This window comes from Croceicoccus bisphenolivorans (genome assembly GCF_001634625.1).
GTDB lineage: Bacteria > Pseudomonadota > Alphaproteobacteria > Sphingomonadales > Sphingomonadaceae > Croceicoccus > Croceicoccus bisphenolivorans.
Genome location: NZ_LRSE01000003.1, coordinates 269,052 through 289,061 on the forward strand (window position 1 = coordinate 269,052; position 20,010 = coordinate 289,061).

At 65.2% G+C, this 20,010-nt stretch carries 18 protein-coding genes; 7 read left to right on the top strand and 11 right to left on the bottom strand.

Annotation, left to right across the window (positions count from 1 at the left end; genetic code table 11):
- Positions 1 to 52: 52 nt before the first annotated feature.
- Positions 53 to 1,351, bottom strand: a complete 1,299-nt coding sequence (locus tag A7A77_RS04540) for a hypothetical protein (RefSeq protein ID WP_066554237.1) — start codon at positions 1,349 to 1,351, stop codon at positions 53 to 55.
- Between the two features lie 123 nt (positions 1,352 to 1,474).
- Between A7A77_RS04540 and purM the strand changes: the two genes are divergently transcribed.
- Positions 1,475 to 2,584, top strand: a complete 1,110-nt coding sequence (purM, locus tag A7A77_RS04545) for a phosphoribosylformylglycinamidine cyclo-ligase (RefSeq protein WP_066554242.1) — start codon at positions 1,475 to 1,477, stop codon at positions 2,582 to 2,584.
- 3 nt (positions 2,585 to 2,587) lie between these two features.
- On the opposite strand, the gene A7A77_RS04550 is transcribed toward purM, so the two are convergent.
- Positions 2,588 to 3,703 (bottom strand): AI-2E family transporter, encoded by a 1,116-nt coding sequence (locus A7A77_RS04550; RefSeq protein ID WP_216635543.1) that lies wholly within the window; start codon positions 3,701 to 3,703, stop codon positions 2,588 to 2,590.
- Between the two features lie 84 nt (positions 3,704 to 3,787).
- On the opposite strand from A7A77_RS04550, the gene purN reads away from it, so the two are divergent.
- Positions 3,788 to 4,765 carry a phosphoribosylglycinamide formyltransferase gene (gene purN, locus A7A77_RS04555; RefSeq protein WP_066554541.1) on the top strand — a complete coding sequence of 326 codons (978 nt, stop codon included), beginning with the start codon at positions 3,788 to 3,790 and terminating at the stop codon, positions 4,763 to 4,765.
- On the opposite strand, the gene A7A77_RS04560 is transcribed toward purN, so the two are convergent.
- The 7 genes from A7A77_RS04560 to A7A77_RS04590 all read right to left on the bottom strand — a co-directional run bounded on the left by A7A77_RS04560 (position 4,762) and on the right by A7A77_RS04590 (position 9,273).
- Positions 4,762 to 5,259, bottom strand: a complete 498-nt coding sequence (locus A7A77_RS04560; RefSeq protein WP_066554253.1) for a hypothetical protein — start codon at positions 5,257 to 5,259, stop codon at positions 4,762 to 4,764. The genes purN and A7A77_RS04560 overlap by 4 nt on opposite strands.
- 1 nt (position 5,260) lies before the next feature.
- Positions 5,261 to 5,506, bottom strand: a complete 246-nt coding sequence (locus A7A77_RS04565) for a hypothetical protein (RefSeq protein WP_066554262.1) — start codon at positions 5,504 to 5,506, stop codon at positions 5,261 to 5,263.
- A gap of 11 nt (positions 5,507 to 5,517) precedes the next feature.
- On the bottom strand, positions 5,518 to 6,210 hold the full coding sequence (locus tag A7A77_RS04570) for an MliC family protein (RefSeq protein WP_216635544.1): 693 nt from the start codon (positions 6,208 to 6,210) through the stop codon (positions 5,518 to 5,520).
- Between the two features lie 80 nt (positions 6,211 to 6,290).
- Complete coding sequence (gene ndk / locus A7A77_RS04575) at positions 6,291 to 6,713, bottom strand: nucleoside-diphosphate kinase (protein WP_066554266.1); 423 nt, start codon at positions 6,711 to 6,713, stop codon at positions 6,291 to 6,293.
- 113 nt (positions 6,714 to 6,826) lie between these two features.
- Positions 6,827 to 7,342, bottom strand: coding sequence for a hypothetical protein (locus A7A77_RS04580; RefSeq protein WP_156500405.1), 516 nt, complete (start codon positions 7,340 to 7,342; stop codon positions 6,827 to 6,829).
- A gap of 12 nt (positions 7,343 to 7,354) precedes the next feature.
- Positions 7,355 to 7,789 carry a DNA polymerase III subunit chi gene (locus tag A7A77_RS04585; protein WP_066554283.1) on the bottom strand — a complete coding sequence of 145 codons (435 nt, stop codon included), beginning with the start codon at positions 7,787 to 7,789 and terminating at the stop codon, positions 7,355 to 7,357.
- 23 nt (positions 7,790 to 7,812) lie between these two features.
- Positions 7,813 to 9,273 (bottom strand): leucyl aminopeptidase, encoded by a 1,461-nt coding sequence (locus tag A7A77_RS04590; protein ID WP_066554285.1) that lies wholly within the window; start codon positions 9,271 to 9,273, stop codon positions 7,813 to 7,815.
- 157 nt (positions 9,274 to 9,430) lie between these two features.
- Between A7A77_RS04590 and A7A77_RS04595 the strand changes: the two genes are divergently transcribed.
- The 4 genes from A7A77_RS04595 (at position 9,431) to rsmA (ending at position 15,255) form a co-directional block, all read left to right on the top strand.
- A complete protein-coding gene (locus A7A77_RS04595) occupies positions 9,431 to 11,755 on the top strand; it encodes an LPS-assembly protein LptD (RefSeq protein ID WP_245638393.1) in 2,325 nt (774 codons plus the stop codon).
- A gap of 225 nt (positions 11,756 to 11,980) precedes the next feature.
- Positions 11,981 to 13,399, top strand: a complete 1,419-nt coding sequence (locus A7A77_RS04600; RefSeq protein ID WP_082835894.1) for a peptidylprolyl isomerase — start codon at positions 11,981 to 11,983, stop codon at positions 13,397 to 13,399.
- Positions 13,400 to 13,417: 18 nt separating this feature from the next.
- Complete coding sequence (gene pdxA, locus A7A77_RS04605; RefSeq protein WP_066554287.1) at positions 13,418 to 14,437, top strand: 4-hydroxythreonine-4-phosphate dehydrogenase PdxA; 1,020 nt, start codon at positions 13,418 to 13,420, stop codon at positions 14,435 to 14,437.
- The gene (gene rsmA / locus A7A77_RS04610) at positions 14,434 to 15,255 is read left to right on the top strand and encodes a 16S rRNA (adenine(1518)-N(6)/adenine(1519)-N(6))-dimethyltransferase RsmA (RefSeq protein WP_066554553.1); all 822 of its coding nucleotides are present in this window, start codon (positions 14,434 to 14,436) and stop codon (positions 15,253 to 15,255) included. The genes pdxA and rsmA overlap by 4 nt, the downstream gene beginning before the upstream one ends.
- Before the next feature lie 37 nt (positions 15,256 to 15,292).
- On the opposite strand, the gene A7A77_RS04615 is transcribed toward rsmA, so the two are convergent.
- Positions 15,293 to 16,312: a sensor histidine kinase gene (locus A7A77_RS04615; RefSeq protein ID WP_066554290.1), complete on the bottom strand. Its 1,020-nt coding sequence runs from the start codon at positions 16,310 to 16,312 to the stop codon at positions 15,293 to 15,295.
- Between the two features lie 137 nt (positions 16,313 to 16,449).
- Entirely contained in the window at positions 16,450 to 18,552 is a 2,103-nt protein-coding gene (locus tag A7A77_RS04620) for a malate synthase G (RefSeq protein WP_066554291.1), read from the bottom strand.
- Between the two features lie 221 nt (positions 18,553 to 18,773).
- On the opposite strand from A7A77_RS04620, the gene A7A77_RS04625 reads away from it, so the two are divergent.
- Complete coding sequence (locus A7A77_RS04625; RefSeq protein ID WP_066554294.1) at positions 18,774 to 20,006, top strand: hydrolase; 1,233 nt, start codon at positions 18,774 to 18,776, stop codon at positions 20,004 to 20,006.
- Positions 20,007 to 20,010 lie beyond the last annotated feature (4 nt).

Here is a 20,010-nt window from a genome sequence, read left to right on the forward strand (position 1 = left end):
CGGCTTGATTCGGGCCGGTTTGTTTCGGGAGAGCGCGCCACGCGCGTTCCCCTCAGCGGCTGATCCGCAGCGCGTCCGTGCCCTGCGTCACTTGCCACCCGCGCGACCGCAGCGCCCCTGCCAGCGCCGCGATATCGCCGGAATAGGCGACCTGCATCACCGAAGTACCACCGATGGCAAGGCTGGATGTCGTCGTGCTGTTCACGCCCGGAACCGAATTCAGCGCCCGCAAGGCCGCATCGAACGATGCCGGATCGGGCGTTGCGATCTGCACCGCGATGCTGATCGCGGGCGCGGCGGTCTGCAGCGGTGCCGGTGCGGGCTCGTTCGGGGCCTGCGCATCCGGCTGCTCTGCACCCTCGCCATCTTCGCTAACAGCCGCGGTCAGTGCGGCGAGCAGGTCAGGATCGATACCGCCGTTGTCGATATCCAGCGTCTTGTCCGCCTTCAGCTTTCCTTCGGCCAGCGCACCGGCATAGAGCGAATCGAGCCGCTTCACCGCCTGTTCCAGCATCGCGGGAAGCTCGTCCTCGCTCTGCGCGGTAAGTGTGAAGGTGCCGAGATAGCGGTTGTCCGCGCCATAACGCGCGGTGAACGTGCCCTTCACAGGGCCGCCCGGGAATTGCCGTTCGAGCCGCGCGACCGGAAACACGACATTGGCCGCGCCGAATTCGTCGAGGATCGTTCGCCACCACGCGCGGCTGCGGCGGCCCATCTGCCCCGCCGTCAGCAGCAGCGATTCGCCGCCCGCGCCATAGGGGCGCACATAATCGATCGGGCTTTCGCCATCGCGATGCTCCGCCCAGGCGCGCTGCCACGGGGTGCGCATTTCATAAAGCTGGCCCACGCCGCCCTGATAGACGACGGGAATGGTGAGGAGCGGCGCGGAACGGGCCGTGCTGCTGGCGGTTCCGAAAATCTCGCCGGTGCGGGCGCGGTCGAAAATCACGCCCAGCGTTGCCACATAGCGGCGCGGGCCGATCTCTTCCTTTTCCACAACCACCGCCGAAACCATGGAGAGGAGCTGCGATTCGGGCAGTTCAGGCGCCTTTTCGCCGTCGTGGGTGCGTTCATACAGAACCTTCCACGCCTGTTTCTGCGCTTCCTTCCAGCCGTTTTCGCGCGCCTCTATCGCATCCTTGCCGGTCGTGTTCACCTTGATGCCGGCAACTTCGAAATCGCCGGTATTGGCCAAAGGAGCGATGCCGCGTTCGCCTTCGACTTGCGCGACAAGCCGCCATGCGCCCAGCGCGGCGATCACAAGTATCAGAACGACAAGCGCGATTCGCCACTGCGCGGGCGTGGCGCGCAGGGCCGCAAACGGACGGTCCGGGGCGAAAGTGGAGGCCATTTCCGGAATAGTCAGCCGGGGATATCGAGCCGGTGGGCGATCATCGTGGGGCCTCTTTGCCGAATGAGACGTGGAAATCCAAGCGGGAAAGCGATAATCGCCCCTCAACTTGCGAGAGACCGAATGACCGACAGCCCTGAAACGACCCCTGAAAGCTACACTTACGCCAAGGCCGGCGTATCGATCGAGGCCGGCAATGCGCTGGTGAAGGCGATCGGCCCACTGGCCAAATCGACCGCGCGCCCCGGCGCGACGAGCGAGCTGGGCGGCTTCGGCGGGTTCTTCGATCCGAAGGCTGCCGGTTACAAGGACCCGCTGCTCGTCGCCGCGAACGACGGCGTTGGCACCAAGGTGAAGCTTGCCATCGATCACGACCGGCACGACCATGTCGGCATCGATCTCGTCGCCATGTGTGTGAACGACCTGATCGTGCAGGGCGCGGAACCGCTGTTCTTCCTCGACTACTTCGCCACGGGCAAGCTGGAGAACGGCGTCGCCACCCGCGTCGTCGCGGGCATCGCCGAAGGCTGCAAGATGGCCGGATGCGCGCTGATCGGCGGCGAGACGGCGGAAATGCCGGGCATGTATGCAGCTGGCGACTACGACCTTGCCGGTTTCTGCGTGGGCGCGGTGGAGCGCGGCGAGCAGTTGACCGGCGAGAAGGTGGCCGATGGCGATGTGCTGCTGGGCCTCGCCTCCTCCGGCGTCCATTCCAACGGTTACTCTCTGGTGCGCAGGCTGGCGGCGGACAAGGGCTGGAAGCTGGACCGCCCTGCCCTGTTCGATCAGGATACCCTGCTGATCGACGCCCTGATCGCGCCGACGAAGATCTACGTGAAGAGCCTGCTTGGCCCCATTCGTGCCGGACGCATCCATGCGCTGGCCCACATCACCGGCGGCGGGTTGCTGGAAAACGTGCCCCGCGTCCTTCCCGAAGGACTGCACGCCCATATCGACGTGGGCGGCTGGGTCATGCCGCGCCTGATGGCTTTCCTGCAGGCGCAGGGGAACATCGAGCCGGAAGAAATGGCCCGCACCTTCAACTGCGGCATCGGCATGGTGCTGGCCGTCGCGGCGGACGAGGTGGAGAGCCTGAAGGCCGACCTTGAAGCCGCTGGCGAGGAAGTCTTCGTCATCGGTGCGATCCGTGCCGGCGAAAAGGGCTGCACCGTCGCGGGCCGCGAAGGCGAATGGTCCGCGCGCGAAAACTGGAGCGCGACGCACCTCGGCTGACGGCTACTCCTTCGCCGTCCGGGGCACGCCGTCGATCGCCTCCCCCAGCGTATCGCGCAGGTATAGCTCCCGCACGCCGACATAGGCGACGACCAGCAGCGCGCCTGCGAAGAACACGCCGTAAAGCCCGAATACCGCCCCTGCGCCAAGGATGACGAAAAGGGTCAGCGCGGGCGGGATGGATACGACCTGCCGGTTGATCAGCGGCGTGATCATCCACGCCTCTATCACCCGCACCGCGACATAGGCGATCAGGGTATAGGTCAGCACCGACCCGCCCTGCCCCGCCGCAATGGCGATGGCGGGCAGCATTGCAACGGCGGGGCCGACATAGGGTACGAACTCGCTGATCCCGCCCAGCAGGCCCAGCGCGGCCCAGTGTTCCACCCCCGCGGCCCATAGCGACCCGCCGATCAGCACCGTCATCGCGGTCATCGAAATCAGCTTGGCCTTCAGCCACAGCCGCAGGGCAATCGCCATCTCGCCCAGCGCGCGATCCATCGTGGTGCGCCCGCCATGCGGCGTGAGCATGACGATCGCGCGGCGATAGGGGCCGGGGTTGGCGGCGATGAACATTCCGCCCACCAGCACGATCAGGAAATTGAGGATCACTTCGCCCGTTCCGGCGATAAGGTCGCCCAGCCGGTCCGCAATCGCGCTGCCGCCGACGGCTGCACGCACGGCCTTCACCACCGCCGCGCCGACGGGATTGGAGCCAACGGCATTCTCGATCGCGGCGACCGTTTCGGGCAGGTTGTCGATCAATCCGGCAACCTGCACCCCGAACTGCACCATCAGCAGGTACCCCATCAGCCCGACGATGCACAGGCACAGCACGATGCCGATGCCCAGCGCCACATCGGCATTGCGCAGACCCAGCTTCTCCAGCAATTCGCCCATCGAACGGAACACCACTGCGGCCAGCACCGCGCCGAACACCAGCAGCAGCAGGTCCGCCGCGCGCCATGCCACGATCAGCACGGCGGCGATGGCCAGCGTATAGGCAAGGCGGCGTAAGTAGGCGTGGTCCTCTGCGCGCGGGCGGAACGGGGCGTTCATCAGGCCATTGCCTGCCGCCGGTGCGGCGCGTAGGGACAGCGGCTCTGTCGGCAGGGGCATGGCTGGAAAGGTGTTGCGATCATCCAGTACCAAACCCGCGTGACCGGCACCCTGTTCCACGGCATTTGAAGGGCCGAAGCGATGATGCCAGCAAATGCCGCCGTTCCGCGCGCGAAAGTCGCGGTGCTGATTTCGGGCACAGGCTCGAACATGGCGGCCCTGCTTTACGCCAGCCGCCGCGCCGGTTGCCCCTATGAAATCGTGCTGGTCGGATCGAACGATCCGGAGGCGAAAGGCCTGAAGCTGGCCGCTGCCGAAGGGGTGGCGACTTACGCGCTGCCGCACAAGGGCATGAAGCGCGCGGAGCATGACGCCGCGATGGAAAAGGCAGTGCTGGCGGCAGGGGCCGACTATATCGCGCTGGCCGGTTACATGCGCATCCTCAGCCCCGCATTCGTGTCGCGCTGGGAAGGGCGGATGCTCAATATCCACCCCTCGCTATTGCCGAAGTACAAGGGGCTGGACACGCACCTTCGCGCGATCGAGGCGGGCGACAGCCACGGCGGCTGTTCGGTCCACCTCGTTACCGCAGAACTGGACGACGGGCCGGTGCTGGGCCAGACGCCGGTGGCGATCCTGCCCGATGACACGCCCGATACCCTTGCGGGCCGCGTGCTCCATGCCGAACACCAGCTCTATTCGCGGGTGCTGGAAGAACTGGTCACCCGCCCCTACCGCGCCGATTGGCTGCTGGAAAAAGTCGCCGCGCTGGCGCTTTCGCTGCCGGAGGCGGAGGCGCGCGACAGCCACGGCGCGCCGGGTTGGCGCACGGGCGGCAAGAGCGGCAAGTTCTTCGCCTATTTCAGCGAACGGCACCACGGCGAACCGCATGTCGCGATTCTAGTAAAGACGGACGGACCGGACGAGCTGGCCGCACTGATCGATCGCGATCCCGCAATCTGGTACCGCCCCGCCTATTACGGGGCGAGCGGCTGGGCGGGCCTGATCCTGAACCGGCCGGGCGTGGATTGGGAACATGTGCGCCAGTGGCTGGAACGCAGCTGGCGCGCGGTCGCGCCCAAGCGGCTGACCCGCCTAATCGACGCCGCCGACGAATTCTAGCGCGCGGCAACCGGCACGTACTGCAACCGGACCGTTTCCCCCCAGTCGCTGCCGTTGACAGAACGCTCGGCCACGAACTGCGCGCCACCCGCGATTGGCCAGATCCGGGACCGCGTGTGGATCAATCCTGCCTCTCCCGTCCGGCCACCCAGACAGGTGAGCCCCCCTTCGGCATTGGCGAAACAGGTTTCGGACCGGCTGCGGCCGTCCTGGCCATAGTGGTAATAAGTGTAGTGCTTGCCCGCTTCCGACCAGCCGAACATGCTGACGCTATGTTGGGCGGGATCTTCCGTATCGTCCGTTGTTTCGCAGATCACGAAGCTGTTTTCGTGCCACCACCGGCACGTTTCGCGGTACTTTCCCTCGTAGCCGAGAATCGTCCAGTCGTTGACGAGAAAGGCCATGCCATTCTCTACCGCTTCGGGATGAACCCCCGCGCTGGCATTCGCCGGAATGGCCAACAGCGCGGCCAGTGCCAGAAGCAGCCGCCGCATGTCAGGCAAGTTGATCAGCCGAAACCAGTGGCCGGTCCACGCGCGTGGCGCGATAAACTTCGCCGCCGCCCGCTCCGTCGAGATCGGATGTCAGCACGACATGATCATCGTGCACTTCGAGCAGGCGACCGGCGAACGGGAAGCCGTCCATGCCTTCCACACGGTAACTGACCGTATCGCCCACCTTGAAGGTGGCGGGATCGGTGTTGAAGACGAACGGGCAGTCGCCCGTGCCCATGCCCATCATCGCAGGTCTCCCTAACCTATTTCCTCGATCCGGCAGGTCATTTCCTCGCCGCCGGGCGGAGTGAACATCGCCTCATCGCCCTTGGTGAACAACTGCGCCTTGCCCGCGTAGTTGCTGCCTTCGTACTTCGCGCCGGAACCGCTTGGAACTTGCACCAGCGCGACCGACTGGTCCAGCCATTGCAGGAAGGCAACGCCCGGATCGGCGTTCACGAAAGTCGCGGAAACACCGTAATCCGCCCCGTCACAGGCCAGCGCCAGCGGACCGTTGGTGATGCCCTTCGCATCCTGTTGCCGGCTGTCATAGAAACCCTGCCGGAGTTCGTGGATGCGCATCGCGTAGCTGGTCGTCACGCATTGCAGCGGATCGTCCGCCTTCCAGCAATCGTCGCGCCCCTTGATCCAGCCGCGCTGCATCGCGGTCAGTTCCTCCAGCCGTTCTTCGGAAGCATAAGTGCCGCTTTCGGCCAGAGCGTAGAGCCGCTGCAGCTCGTTATCCATGCGCGCCAGCATCGGTGTCTTGCAGACGAGGTCGGTGGCCTGCGAATCGGATTTGCTGCAATCGAAACTGGGCGCGACCGGTTCTTCGGCCGCAGCGGCGGTGGCCGGTGCTTCGGTTGCCGTTTCCTCGCCCTCCGGCTCTGCGGTCGAACCGCATCCTGCCAGCGCCAGTGCCCCCATCGACGCGATAACCAGCCGTTTCATGCCCAATCCCCCGATTCGCCAAACAAAAAGGCCGTCCCCCGCGAAGGGAACGGCCTTTTGCCTAGCACGGAAAATGCCGGTCAGCCGACGATTTCTTCGGGCTTGAAGAAGAAGTCGATCTCGATCTTGGCGTTTTCCTCGCTGTCCGAACCGTGAACGGTGTTCTCACCGATCGACAGGGCGTATTCCTTGCGGATCGTGCCGGCATCGGCATCGGCCGGGTTGGTGGCGCCCATCACGTCGCGGTTGCGCTTCACGGCGTCTTCGCCTTCCAGCACCTGAACCACGACCGGCTCGCTCATCATGAAGTCGCACAGTTCGCCGAAGAAGGGGCGTTCGGAGTGAACGGCGTAGAAGCCTTCGGCCTGTTCGCGGGTCATGTGGATGCGCTTGGATGCGACGACGCGCAGGCCCGCTTCTTCCAGCATCTTGGTGACCGCGCCGGTCAGGTTGCGACGGGTGGCGTCGGGCTTGATGATCGAAAAGGTGCGGGTAACCGCCATGGGACTTGTCCTTGCAGAAATGGAAATCGGGTGTGCTCGCGCCGGGCGGCACGTTCTGGCGCGCCCCTAGCGCCGGTTTCGCGCCCGCACAAGAGGGCGCGGGACCGACTGCATCAGGTGGACAGGCCGCTTCCCGCGATCAGCTGGACCGATGTGCCGCCTTCGCGCGCGGATGCCGTGACCGAAAATTCGCGCCCGTCGCCCGCCTTGCCGCTGATCATATGGAGGTTGCCGGTCTGCAGCTGCGCCTCGACCTTGTAGCCCGCCTTCTCTGCCGCGGCCTTGTACCAGCCCGTCACCTTGTCCGGCGCGTCGGCGGTATCCATCGCCACCAGCGATCCGCTGCCCTTGTCGCCCAGCCCGACGTTGGAGACATTGGTGACTTTCGCAGCCGGATAGACGGCGATCCCTTCGGGCAGATCGGGCTTCAGCGTTTCACCGGTATCGACGGTCGCGTTCCCGTCGGGCGTGTTCAGGCGGATGTTGGTGGCATCGTCGTCGCCGGAAATGCGGTATTCGACATCGCCATCCTCGGTGCTGATCGTGCCTTCCTCGCCCGATCCGCAGCCGCCCAAGGCCAGCATCGCGGCAAGGGCAGAGGCCAGCGTCATTTTCCTGCGACCGAACATTGCCTTCACTCCCTAGGGGCCGACCACCCAGCGGCCGTCGACGAATTTCCAGTAATGCCGCTCGACACCCTCGCTGTCCCCCAGCGCGCGCCATGCGCCGCGTGCGCCGTCGATGGTCTGCGCGTCGAACAACAGCAGCGCGCGGTCATAGCTCAGCGCCTCGTCCCGCCATTGCCCGTCGGCCAGCGCCACCAGCCGCGCACCGTTGGGCGCATCGGCGGCATCGGGCGCGATCAGGATCGGCTGGCGTGCATCGCCATGCTCTCCCGCCTCACCATTGGCGAGAAAGCCGGGCGCGGCCCAGAGCGCGTCGGAAATGGCCGACGCCTGTTCCGCATCGTCGGATACGACCAGCATCCGCTGCCCCGCCTCCAGCGCCTTGGCCGCGATCTGCGCCAATGCCACCGGCGCGGGATCGCGGGACAAGTGGTAGAAGTCGACGCGCATGGCCCCGCAGCCGGTCGGCTACCTCAGCCCTGCACCGTCGTGCGGATGAACCGATCGAGCAGGCGCACGCCGTAACCGGTCGCGCCCTTCTCCCAAGTCGCGCCGGGCTTGTCGGCCCAGACCACGCCCGCGATGTCGAGGTGCGCCCACGGCGTATCGTTTTCGATGAAGCGCTGCAGGAACTGCGCCGCCGTGATCGAACCGCCGTAGCGCGGCCCGACGTTCTTGATGTCCGCGATCTGGCTGTCGATCAGCTTGTCGTAGGCAGGTGAAAGCGGGAAGCGCCACAGCGTGTCGCCGCTCCGCTCGCCCGCGTCGATCAGGTCGCCTGCCAAAGTATCGTTATTCGAGAAGATGCCCGCGTTCTCGTGACCGAGCGAGATGACCATCGCGCCCGTCAGTGTCGCGAGGTTGACGATGCAGGCAGGCTCGAACGTCTGCTGCGTCCAGGTCAGCGCGTCGCACAGCACCAGCCGCCCTTCGGCGTCGGTGTTGATAACCTCGATCGTCTGGCCCGACATCGATGTGACGATGTCGCCGGGGCGCTGGGCATTGCCGTCTGGCATGTTCTCGGCAAGGCCACAGATGCCCACGACGTTCGCCTTCGCCTTGCGCGTGGCGAGCGCCAGCATCGTGCCGGCGACGGCGCCCGCGCCGCCCATGTCCCACTTCATCTCTTCCATGCCGCCAGCCGGCTTGATCGAGATGCCGCCCGAATCGAAGGTCACGCCCTTGCCGACAAAGGCGACAGGGGCATCGCTGTCATTGCCGCCCTTCCAGTGCATCGCGATGATGCGCGAGGGGCGGTGCGAACCCTGCCCCACGCCAAGCAGCGCGCCCATGCCCAGCTTTTCCATTGCCGGAACGTCGAGCACGGTGATCTCCACGCCCGTACCTTCCAGCCGCGCTTTGCAGCGTTCGACGAAGCTTTCGGGGTAGATGATGTTGCCCGGCTCGCTCACCAGTTCGCGGGTGAATTCCACGCCCAGCGCCACTGCGGCGGCATCGTCCCACGCGGCTTCGGTGCCATCGGGCGCGTTCAACGCGACAACCTCGGTCAGCGTCGGCTTCTGCTCGTCCTTCAGGCGGGTGCGATAGGTATCGATCCGCCACGCGCGCAGGCGCAGGCCCATCAGGACGGCGGCGGCCTGTTCGGCGTTCAGCCCGCTCTTCGCGAAATCGACCGCCATCGTCGTCTCGCCCGAAACGAGGTACTTGGCGGCAAGACCGGCGCCCGCCTTTTCAAGGTTGGCGAGCCGTTCCTTCGCATCGGGCTTGCCCGCGCCGGACAGCGCGATGCGGCGCACCTTGCCGTCCACTTCGGCGAAACCGTCGAACAGCTGGCCCGGCTTGCCGGAGAAACGCGCAGCCGATGCCCCTTCGGTGACGACCGCGGGAAGCCCGCCGGGCAGCGTGTCGGCATCGGCGGTCATCGCGACAAGGCGGACGTCGGCGGGAAGCTGGGTGGCGAAACGGATGTTCATGCGTGGCTCCTGAAGCGGATTCCTGAAACGGATCATGTTGGCGGCGTGACGGACGTCTAGCCCGATATGGTATCGTTTGAAACCGGAATCACCGGCAAGACAGACAAGCCGCTCTATCGCCGTTGCAGTTAGGCATGAGCGGTGCGATAGGCAAGCCATGCCGCCCGGATCGCAGACCCTTACCCGCATGATCAATCGACTTCCCACCGCGTCCGTCACGCACGCGGGACTGCCTCTGCTGGCGCTCGCATGGGCGCTTGCCGTGCCGGGCACCGCCATGGCGCGCGAGGCGGACTATTTCTGGACAGGCGGCCAGAATCCGGAGGCCGAGCCGGTCGAGCCTTTCCTGATCGATGCACCCGAAGAAGAAGGGAACATCGCGTTCGAGGCCGATGCCCTTGGCTATGACAATGACAACGATACGGTAACGGCATCCGGCAACGTCGTGCTGCGCCGTGCGGAGCAGCAGCTGACCGCGGACGAAGTATCGTGGGATCGCACCTCCGGCGTGATCGTCGCCAGCGGCAACGTGAAGCTGCGCGATGGCGATGCGAACGTCATCTATACTGACCGGCTGGAGCTGAGCGACGAACTGCGCGCCGGCGCGATGGAGAACATGCTCCTCGTCATGAACGAGGGTGCGCGCATGGCCGCGCGCAGCGGGGAGCGTGACGAAGACGGCACGATCCAGCTTGAATATGCCGCCTACAGCCCCTGCGCGGTCGAAACGCCTGACGGTTGCCCGCGCGATCCCAGCTGGCGCATCACCGCGCGGCGCGTCCGCTACGATCCCGATACGCAGACGGTGAAGTTCAAGGGCGCAAAGCTCGAACTGTTCGGCGCGCGCCTGCTGCCGCTGCCGGGCCTTTCGGTGCGGACGGACGGGCAGCCGGTATCGGGTTTTGGCACGCCGAACCTGCGCTTTTCGGATTCGAACGGCGTGGAAATCATCGGCGAATATTACCTGCGCCTTGCCGAAAACCGCGAAATGACACTGGGCGCCAGTGTCTATACCGACGTGCTGCCGATGGTTTCCGCCCAGTACAAGGCACTGACCGAGGATGGCGCCTACCAGATCACCGGCTACCTCACCAACAGCTCGCGCATTCCCGTCGGCGATATCGACGCGACGACGCTGGACAGCGAGAAGGACCTGCGCGGCTATCTCGACACGAACGGGCGGTTCCAGATCGATCCGAACTGGTCGATCAGCCACTCCATCCGCCTTGCCAGCGACCGCACGTTCCTGCGCCGTTACGACATCAGCCGCGATGACCGGTTGCGCTCCACGATCCAGGCCGAACGGATTGACGACGACAGCTACCTTTCCATCGCCGGCTGGGCGACGCAGACGCTGCGACAGGGGGAGGACCAAGGGCTGGTGCCGGTCGCCATGCCGCTTGTCGATTATCGCCGCCGGCTAGCCGATCCGCTGATGGGCGGCCGCATCATGCTGCAGGCCAATACCTTGCTGCTGGAACGGAACGAGGGGCAGGACACCCAGCGCGCCTTCGCCAGCGCGCAATGGGACTTGCGCAAACTGACCGGCTGGGGACAGGAAGTCACCTTCACCGCGCTGGCCCGCGGCGACATCTACAATTCGAACGAAAATGCGCTCACCTCCGTCGAAGTCTATCGCGGCGACAGCGGGTGGCAGGGGCGCGGCGTCGCGATCGGCGCGATAGACGTGAAGTGGCCCTTTACCGGCAGCTTCCTTGGCGGACAGCAGGTGCTGACCCCGCGCATCCAGTTCGTGGCCAGCCCCGCAATCCGCAACCTTGCCATTCCGAACGAGGATGCCCGTGCGGTCGATCTGGAAGATTCCAACCTCTTCGCCCTGAACCGCTTCCCCGGTTACGACCGGGTGGAGGACGGGGCGCGCATGACATACGGGTTGGACTGGCGCTGGACCGCACCGGGCTGGCGCATCACGGCCACCGCCGGGCAGAGCTATCGCCTTTCGAACCAGAGCGACATCCTGCCCAATGGCACCGGCCTCACCTCCAACACGTCCGACATCGTCGGGCGCACGGAAATCCGCTGGAAGGACTTCGTCTCCTTCACCCATCGGTTCCGCATCGACAAGGACAACCTCGCCCCCCGCCGCACCGAAGCGGATCTCACGCTGGGCAGCCGCAAGACTTATGTCGAGGCGGGCTACCTCAGGCTGGACCGCAACATTCCGGACACGCTGGAAGACTTGCGCGACCGCGAGGAACTGCGCCTTGCATCGCGGCTGGCCTTTGCCAACTACTGGTCGGTGTTCGGATCGACGATCATCAACCTGACCGACCGGAACGAAGACCCGACCCTGACATCGGACGGGTTCGACCCTCTGCGCACCCGCCTTGGCGTAGCTTATGAAGACGATTGCATGGAAATCGCGTTGACGTGGCGGAACGACCGTTTCCGCACGGGTGACGCGCGCGAAGGGAACACGTTCCTGTTCCGCTTCCGCCTCAAGAACCTTGGCCTTCGCTGATCCCTCGTTCGCCGGTTTTCACGGATAATCGCACCGTGCGGAACGACAACGTGTTGCCCTTGGCCCGCCCTCACCCTAAACGCCGGTGAACAAGGGGGGCACAGGCGGCTCAGCAATGGTTAAGCCGAAAGCGGCCATGCGCTTCCGTACATGGCGCTGCGTACCATCATGCGGCGTCAGCCAACCGTACTCTCGCGTAATGCGAAAAAGGGATGTCAGGCCAGTATGAAGACCATTGGTGATTTGGGGGGCGAATTCACTGCCGTCGGCCGTTCGATGGTTCGCCTTGCCGGCAGGATCGGGCTTGCGGCAGGCGCGGGTGCGCTGGTCGCTGCGCCCGTGGCCGCCATGGCCCAGACCCCTGCGGCACAGGCCGCGAACCAGGATGATCCCGGCGCGAACGCGGATCTGAACCTGCCCGCCAATCCGGCCAGCTTTGGCACCCCGCCCAGCCAGTTCCGCGGCGCGACCGCGATCGTGAACGGCGCGATCATCACCGGGACAGACATCGACCAACGCCTCGCGCTGGTGCTGGCAGCTAACCGGAACGAGGTTTCAAACGACGAACTTGAACGCCTGCGCGCGCAGGTCCTGTCCAACCTGATCGACGAGACGCTGCAGATTCAGGAGGCAGAGGCCTCCGAAGTGGGCGTCGGCGCGGCCGAAGTGGACGCGACCTACAACCGCGTTTCGCAGCAGAACTTCAACATGACTCCGGCGCAGCTCGATGCCTATCTGCGTTCGATCGATTCCTCCCCCGCCTCGATGAAGCGGCAGATCCAGGGCGAGCTTTCGTGGCAGCGCATCCTGCGCCGCAACATCGCGCCGTTCATCAACGTGTCGGAGGAAGAGGTTCACGAACGGCTCGACAGGCTGAAAGCCGATCGCGGGACGGAAGAATTCCGCCTTGGCGAGATTTTCCTGTCGGCCACTGCCGAAACCAAGCCGCAGGCACGCCAGCAGGCGGAGCAGATCATGGGCCAGCTACGGCAGGGCGGCAGCTTCGTCGCCTATGCCCGCCAGTTCAGCCAGGCATCGACGGCAGCGGTCGGCGGTGATCTCGGCTGGATCCGTCTTGCCCAGCTTCCGCCCGAACTGGCCGAAGCGGCTGGCCAGATGCAGCCCGGACAGTTGGTCGGCCCGGTCGAACTTCGCGGCGGTTATTCGCTGCTGTACCTGATCGACAAGCGCAAGGTGCTGATGGCCGACGCTCGCGAAGCGCTGCTCAGCCTCAAGCAGATCTCGATCTCGTTCCCCGCAGGCACGAGTGCCGATCAGGCCGCGGCGCGCGCAAAGAAGTTTGCGGAAGACGTGCAGGGCATTGCCGGTTGCGGCGCGGCCGAAGCCGGTGCCGCCGCGATGGGCGCCGATATCGTCAGCAACGACAATATCCGCGTAAAGGACCTGCCGCCGCAGTTGCAGGACACGCTGCTGGCGCTGCCGCAGGGCGGGATCACGCAGCCGTTCGGTTCTGCAAGCGAAGGCGTGCGCGTCCTGATGCTGTGCGGGCGGACCGATCCGGGCATGGCCGGCGGACCGACGTTCGACGAGCTGATGGCCCAGATCGAGGACGAGCGCATTAACAAGCGTGCGCAAATCTACTTGCGCGACCTGCGCCGCGATGCCGTCATCGAGTATAACTGAGCGGGCGCGATAGCGAGCATGCCGGTGGGGGCACCGCTTGTCGCGTCGTTCGGCGATCCGGCCGGAATCGGGCCGGAACTGCTGCTGAAGGCATGGATCGCACGCCATGACGAAGGGCTGGCGCCTTTCGCCGTGGTGGGCAGCCTGTCGCACATGGAACGGCTTGCTGCGGCCCCAGGCGCTGCACCGCACGGCGCGCATGTCGAAATGCGCGCGATCGGCACACTGGACGAAGCTGCCGATGTCTTTGGCGATGCCTTGCCGGTGATCGATCTTGGCCCGCTGGACCAGCCGCTGGGCAGACCGACCCGCGAAGGCGCGCGGATGGCACTGGCGGCACTGGATCATGCCGCCTCGCTCGCCGTTTCGGGCAAGGCTTCGGCCATCGTCACTGCCCCGATCGCGAAGGCCGAATTGCAGGCCGTGGGTTTCGACCATCCGGGCCAGACCGAATTCGTCGCTGCCGCCTGCGGGGTAAAGGCAGAGGACGCGGTGATGATGCTGGCCGGACCGTCGCTGCGCGTCGTGCCGATGACGGTCCATACCGCGCTCTCCGCAGTGCCTGCACTGCTGACGCAGGACCTGATCGCCGGCCGCATCCGCATCGCCGCCCGCGCGCTGCAACGCGACTTCGGGATCGCGCACCCACGCATCGCCGTCGCCGGTCTCAACCCCCATGCCGGGGAACAGGGCCGCATGGGGGATGAAGAAATCCGCGTGATCGCCCCCGCGCTCGAAATCCTGCGGACAGAGGGGCTGGCCGTCGTCGGGCCGCTGGCGGGTGACACGATGTTCCACGCCGAAGCGCGCGAACGCTATGACCTTGCCGTGTGCATGTATCACGATCAGGCGCTGATCCCGCTGAAGGCGCTGGATTTCGATCGCGGCGTGAACGTGACGCTGGGCCTGCCGGTCATTCGCACATCGCCCGATCACGGCACCGCCTTTCCACTTGCCGGAACGGGGCGGGCCAGCGCCAACCCGACGATCGCCGCGATCCGCATGGCTGCCGAATGCGCGCAAAGGCGCGCGGCATGACCCTCCCCCCGATCCGCGAGACGATCCGCCAGCACGGCCTTTCCGCGTCGAAGGCGCTGGGCCAGAACTTCCTGCTCGACGAACAGCTGCTGGACCGCATCGCCGCCATCCCCGGCGACCTGAAGCGCCAAGACGTGCTGGAAATCGGCCCCGGCCCCGGCGGGCTGACGCGGGCATTGCTGCGCGCAGGGGCGAACGTCACCGCGATCGAGATGGACCCGCGCTGCCTGCCCGCCCTTGCCGAAGTGGCCAATGCCTTTCCGGGGCAGCTCAAGGTGATCGAGGGCGATGCGACGGGCATCGATCCGGCAACCCTGTTCGACGGCCCCTACGCCATTGTCGCGAACCTGCCCTATAATGTCGGCACCGCGCTGTTCACCGGCTGGATGGGCGGGCAAGCATGGCCGCCGCAATGGTCGTCTCTGACCCTGATGTTCCAGCAGGAAGTGGCGCAGCGTATCGTTTCCGAACGCGACACCTCCGCCTATGGCAGGCTCGCCGTGCTGGCGCAGTGGCGGTCGCGGGCGCGGATCGCGATGAAAGTGCATCGCAGCGCCTTCACGCCCCCGCCCAAGGTGATGAGCGCCATCGTCCACGTGACGCCCGTTCCCGCTCCGCCGGGCGTGTCCAGCCACGTGCTGGAATCCCTGACCGAAGCCGCCTTCGGCCAGCGGCGCAAAATGCTGCGGCAAAGCGTGAAGCGCATTCCCGGTGCGCTCGATGCTCTCGCAAGGCTGGGGATAGAGGAGACGCGGCGGGCCGAAACGCTGTCGGTCGACGAATTTACGCGCATCGCGGGCGAGTTGTCGGCCCGCTGATTCGACCGGCGCGATCAGATCGCGCCAATGCTTTCCGTTATCCGGTGCTTTCCATCATGACGCGGTAGCCACGTTCCTGCGGCACTTCGCGGCATTCGGCCAGCGCCTGCCGCGCGAATGCCTGCATCAGCCCTGCGCCCATGCCGCCGGATGCGTTCGCGCCAAGCAACGAACCCGCACCATTGCCGGCCCCCACACCGTCATCCGCAACGCTGAGCCGCCAGCGTTCGCCATCGCAGCCGAAGATAATCTCCACCTGACCCGTCCGCTCGTCCGGAAAGGCGTATTTCGCGCAATTGGTCAGCGCTTCGTTGACGAACAGGCCGATGGCCACGGCCACCTGCCGCGGCAGTTCGCATGGCTCTATCCTGGTCACGACTGTGACGTTGCCTTCGAAGCCTCCTTCGGAAAGGCGCGTGACGACTTCCTCCAGATAGCCCTGCATCTCGACGCTGCTACCCTCGCCCTGGCTGTCGGCAAGGTTGGCATAGGCGCGGGCGAAAGTGTGCACCCGTCCCGTCGCCTGTTCCAGCGCCTCCGCCACGGCGGCATCGTTGCTGCGGCGGCGTTGCAGTTCGAGCAGGCTGGCGACGAGCGCGAAGTTGTTCTTGGTGCGATGTTCCAGTTCCGCCATCAGCATGCCGCGCCGCTCGATCTCCGCATCGCGCGCGGCGGCGGCACCTTGCACCGCGCTGCGGAACGCTTCGGCCAGAACGGCGATCACGGCCACCGCAGCGGCATTGATCGCCACGCGCGACGGGTCGGTCGGCACCACGAAATCGAAACTGCCCACGGCGGGCAACACGTACCACCACGCCCAGAAGAAACTGAACAGATAGGCGACCAGCCCGCCGCGCCAGTGCCCGAACAGCGTGGCGATCAGCACCGTGGGATAGACCATCGCGAACGGCCCGGCCGTCGGCACGAACAGGTCGACCGTACTGCGCAGACCGATCATCGCGATCGAGCAGGCAAGGCCGAACAGCGCCTCCGCGCCCAGCTTTGCAGCAGGCGAGCGGAATCCGGCACTGATATCAAACTTCGCAAGTCGATGCATGAATGCGACCCCCGCATCGGTACCGGGGGGTTGCCCCCCAGGTCGAACAATCCCGAGAGATCGTCATGACCGGGGGGCTATAGACTAAACATCAGGTTCGCGCGAACGAAAACGGACCTTCGCGACTATGGACGTTGTTACGCCTCCACCGATGCGCGCTGCTTCTTCACCTGCCGCCATGCATGCAGCAGCGGCTCGGTATAGCCGGACGGCTGTTCGATGCCCTTGAACACCAGATCCTTCGCCGCCTGAAACGCCGGACCATCCTCGTTACCGACGAGCGGTTCGTAGGCCGGATCGCCCGCGTTCTGCGCGTCGACCTTGGCGGCCATGCGGCGCATCGCATCCATCACCTGATCTTCGGTGACCACGCCGTGGAGCAGCCAGTTGGCCATGTGCTGCGAGGAAATGCGCAGCGTCGCGCGGTCTTCCATCAGGCCGATGTCGTTGATGTCGGGAACCTTGGAACAGCCGACACCCTGATCGATCCAGCGCACGACATAGCCCAACAACCCTTGCGCATTGTTGTCCAGTTCCTCGCGCAGTTCCTCTTCCGACCAGTTCACGCCGTCGGAGGTCGGCACCGTAAGCAGGCGTTCCAGCGCCGGAACCCCGCCAGCCGCGATGGTATCGCGCAGGGCGAAGACATCGACCTGGTGGTAGTGCAGCGCGTGCAACGTCGCGGCTGTCGGCGAAGGCACCCATGCGGTGTTCGCGCCGGTTTTCGGATGGCCGATTTTCTCCACCAGCATCTGGCCCATGCGATCGGGCGCGGCCCACATGCCCTTGCCGATCTGCGCCTTGCCCGACAGGCCGTGCTTCAGCCCGATGGCGACGTTGCGCTTTTCATAGCTGTCAATCCAGTTGCTGGCCTTCATCGCGCCCTTGCGGATCATCGGGCCTGCCTGCATCGAAGTGTGCATCTCGTCGCCCGTGCGATCGAGGAAGCCGGTGTTGATGAAGACGATACGGTCCTTCACCGCTTCGATACAGGCGGCAAGGTTGGCCGAAGTACGGCGTTCCTCGTCCATCACGCCGACCTTGATCGTGTGGCGCGAAAGACCGAGCATGTCCTCCACCGCATCGAACAGGTCGTTGGTGAAGGCACACTCTTCCGGCCCGTGCATCTTGGGCTTCACGATGTAGATCGAACCGGTGCGGCTGTTGCGATACTTGCCCAGCCCGTCGATGTCGTGGCGGCCGATGGCGCTGGTGATCACCGCGTCCATGATGCCTTCGGGAATCTCGCTGCCATCGGCCAGCAGGATCGCCGGATTGGTCATCAGGTGGCCGACGTTGCGCACGAACAGAAGGCTGCGGCCCGGCAGGTCGAACGTCTTGCCGTTCGGCAGGGCGTAAGTGCGGTCCGGCTCCAGCGCGCGGGTCATTGTCTTGCCGCCCTTCTGGAAACTTGCCTCCAGCGTGCCGCGCATCAGACCCAGCCAGTTGGCGTAAGCCTCCAGTTTGTCCTCCGCGTCCACGGCAGCGATCGAATCTTCCATGTCGATGATGCTGGTCAGCGCGGATTCGAGCACAATGTCCGAAATGCCCAGCGGATCGCCCGAACCGACAACGCTTTCACGGTCGACATGCACTTCGATGTGCAGGCCATTGTGCTTGAACATCACGCCTTCGGCACCGCCGGTCAGCTTGGCAAAGGTGTGCGGGCAATCGCCGCCGGTCAGCGCCGCTTCCCAGCCGGGCAGGGCGTCGTCCATGAAACCGCGCGCCGCCGCGACAACCGCCGCGCCGCGTTCCGCGTCATAGCCCTTTGCCTTGGCTTCAGGTGCGTTCGGCAGCGCGTCGGTGCCGTAGAACGCATCGTAGAGGCTGCCCCAGCGGGCGTTCGCGGCATTCAGCGCGAAACGCGCGTTCAGCACCGGCACGACCAGCTGCGGCCCGGCCATCGTCGCGATTTCGTCATCGACGTTTTCGGTACCGATCCGGAAATCGCCCGGTTCGGGGACGAGATAGCCGATCTCGCTCAGGAACGCTTTGTATTCGGTCATATCGACCGGCTTTCCGGCGCGCGCCTTGTGCCATGCGTCGATCTTTGCCTGAAGGTCGTCGCGCTTGGCCAGCAGTGCGCGGTTTACCGGCACATACTTGTCGAGCAACGCGGCAAAACCCTGCCAGAACGCAGCGGCATCCATGCCCAGCGGGGCCAGAACATCGCTTTCAACGAACTGCGCAAGCGCCGTTTCGACCTGCAAGCCAGCCTTTTCAACGCGATCAACCATACCGTTTCTGCCTTTTTTGGTTCGAATTGAAGTCATGACCCTTCGCACGCAGGGGCGCCAATGCCCATGCGCTTGTCGGAGAGGGAGGTTGTAGATTCGCCGGGGCGGCTCATGCCAAGCACAGAGCCTGCTGGCAAGCACTACCAACGAACGGCAGGGCCGGTTAGGTTTCATGCGCGATGTTGGCAATTGCCGATGAAGATCGCTAGGGATCGTTGCTGATGAAACCGAATTTACCAGACGGGAACCGACCGGACGCTGCAGAGACCGCGATGCTGGAGCGTGTGGACACGGCGGCGATGCTTCGCCGGACGCTGGACTGGTGCGCGATCCAGACGGGAACGGGCAACCTTCGCGGACTGGCGCAACAGGCCGCCGCGCTGGCCGATGCCTTTGCCGCCCTTCCCGGCGAAGTGTCGCTGGTCGACGCCGCGCCGGTTTCCGCCATCAATGCCGACGGGCGCGAAACCGTGATCGAGCGGGGGCAGAACCTTGTCCTCTCCGTCAGGCCGCAAGCGGAACGCCGGTTCCTTCTGACCGGCCACATGGACACCGTCTTTCCCGCCGATACCGCTTTTACCGAAGTGGTGGAGATAGAACCGCGCGTGCTGAACGGCCCAGGCCTTGCCGACATGAAGGGCGGCATCGCAGTGATTCTGGAGGCGCTGAAGGTGTTCGAAAGCCACCCCTCCGCCGTCAAGATCGGTTATGACGTGATGATCAATTCGGACGAGGAGACCGGCAGTGCAGGAAGCGCAGACCTGATCGCGTGGTTGGCGCAGGGCAAGCACGCAGCGCTGACATACGAACCCAGCACCATGCCGGACGGCACTTTCGCGGGCGCACGCGGCGGATCGGGCAATTACAGCGTGATCGTCACCGGAAAGTCCGCCCACGCGGGCCGCAATCCGCAGGACGGGCGCAATGCCATTGTCGCGGCAGCGGACCTTGCCGTGCGCATCGCCGATCTCGGCTATGACGAGCTATCGATCAACCCGGCGAAGATAGAGGGCGGCAGCGCCAACAACGTGGTGCCCGATCATGCGATCCTGCGCTTCAACATCCGCCCCAAAACACAGGATGCCGCGGGCCATTTCGCGTTTTCGCTGAACCTGCTGATGGATGAAATCTCCGCCGAACGCGGCGTCGCCATGCATCTCCACGGCGGAATTTCGCGCCCGCCCAAACCCGTCGACGAGAGGGCAGAGCAATTGTTCGGCACCGTGCGTTCATGCAGCAAGGCACTGGGCCTGCACTATGCGCGCAAGGATACGGGCGGTGTCTGCGACGGCAACAATATCGCGGCTTGCGGCGTTCCCGTGGTGGACACGATGGGCGTACGCGGTGGATCGATCCACTCTCCGCAGGAGTTCATGATCGTGGATTCGCTGGCCGAGCGGGCGAAACTCTCGGCGCTCGTGCTCGCCCGCCTCGCTCTCGAAAAGGGAAACTGACCCT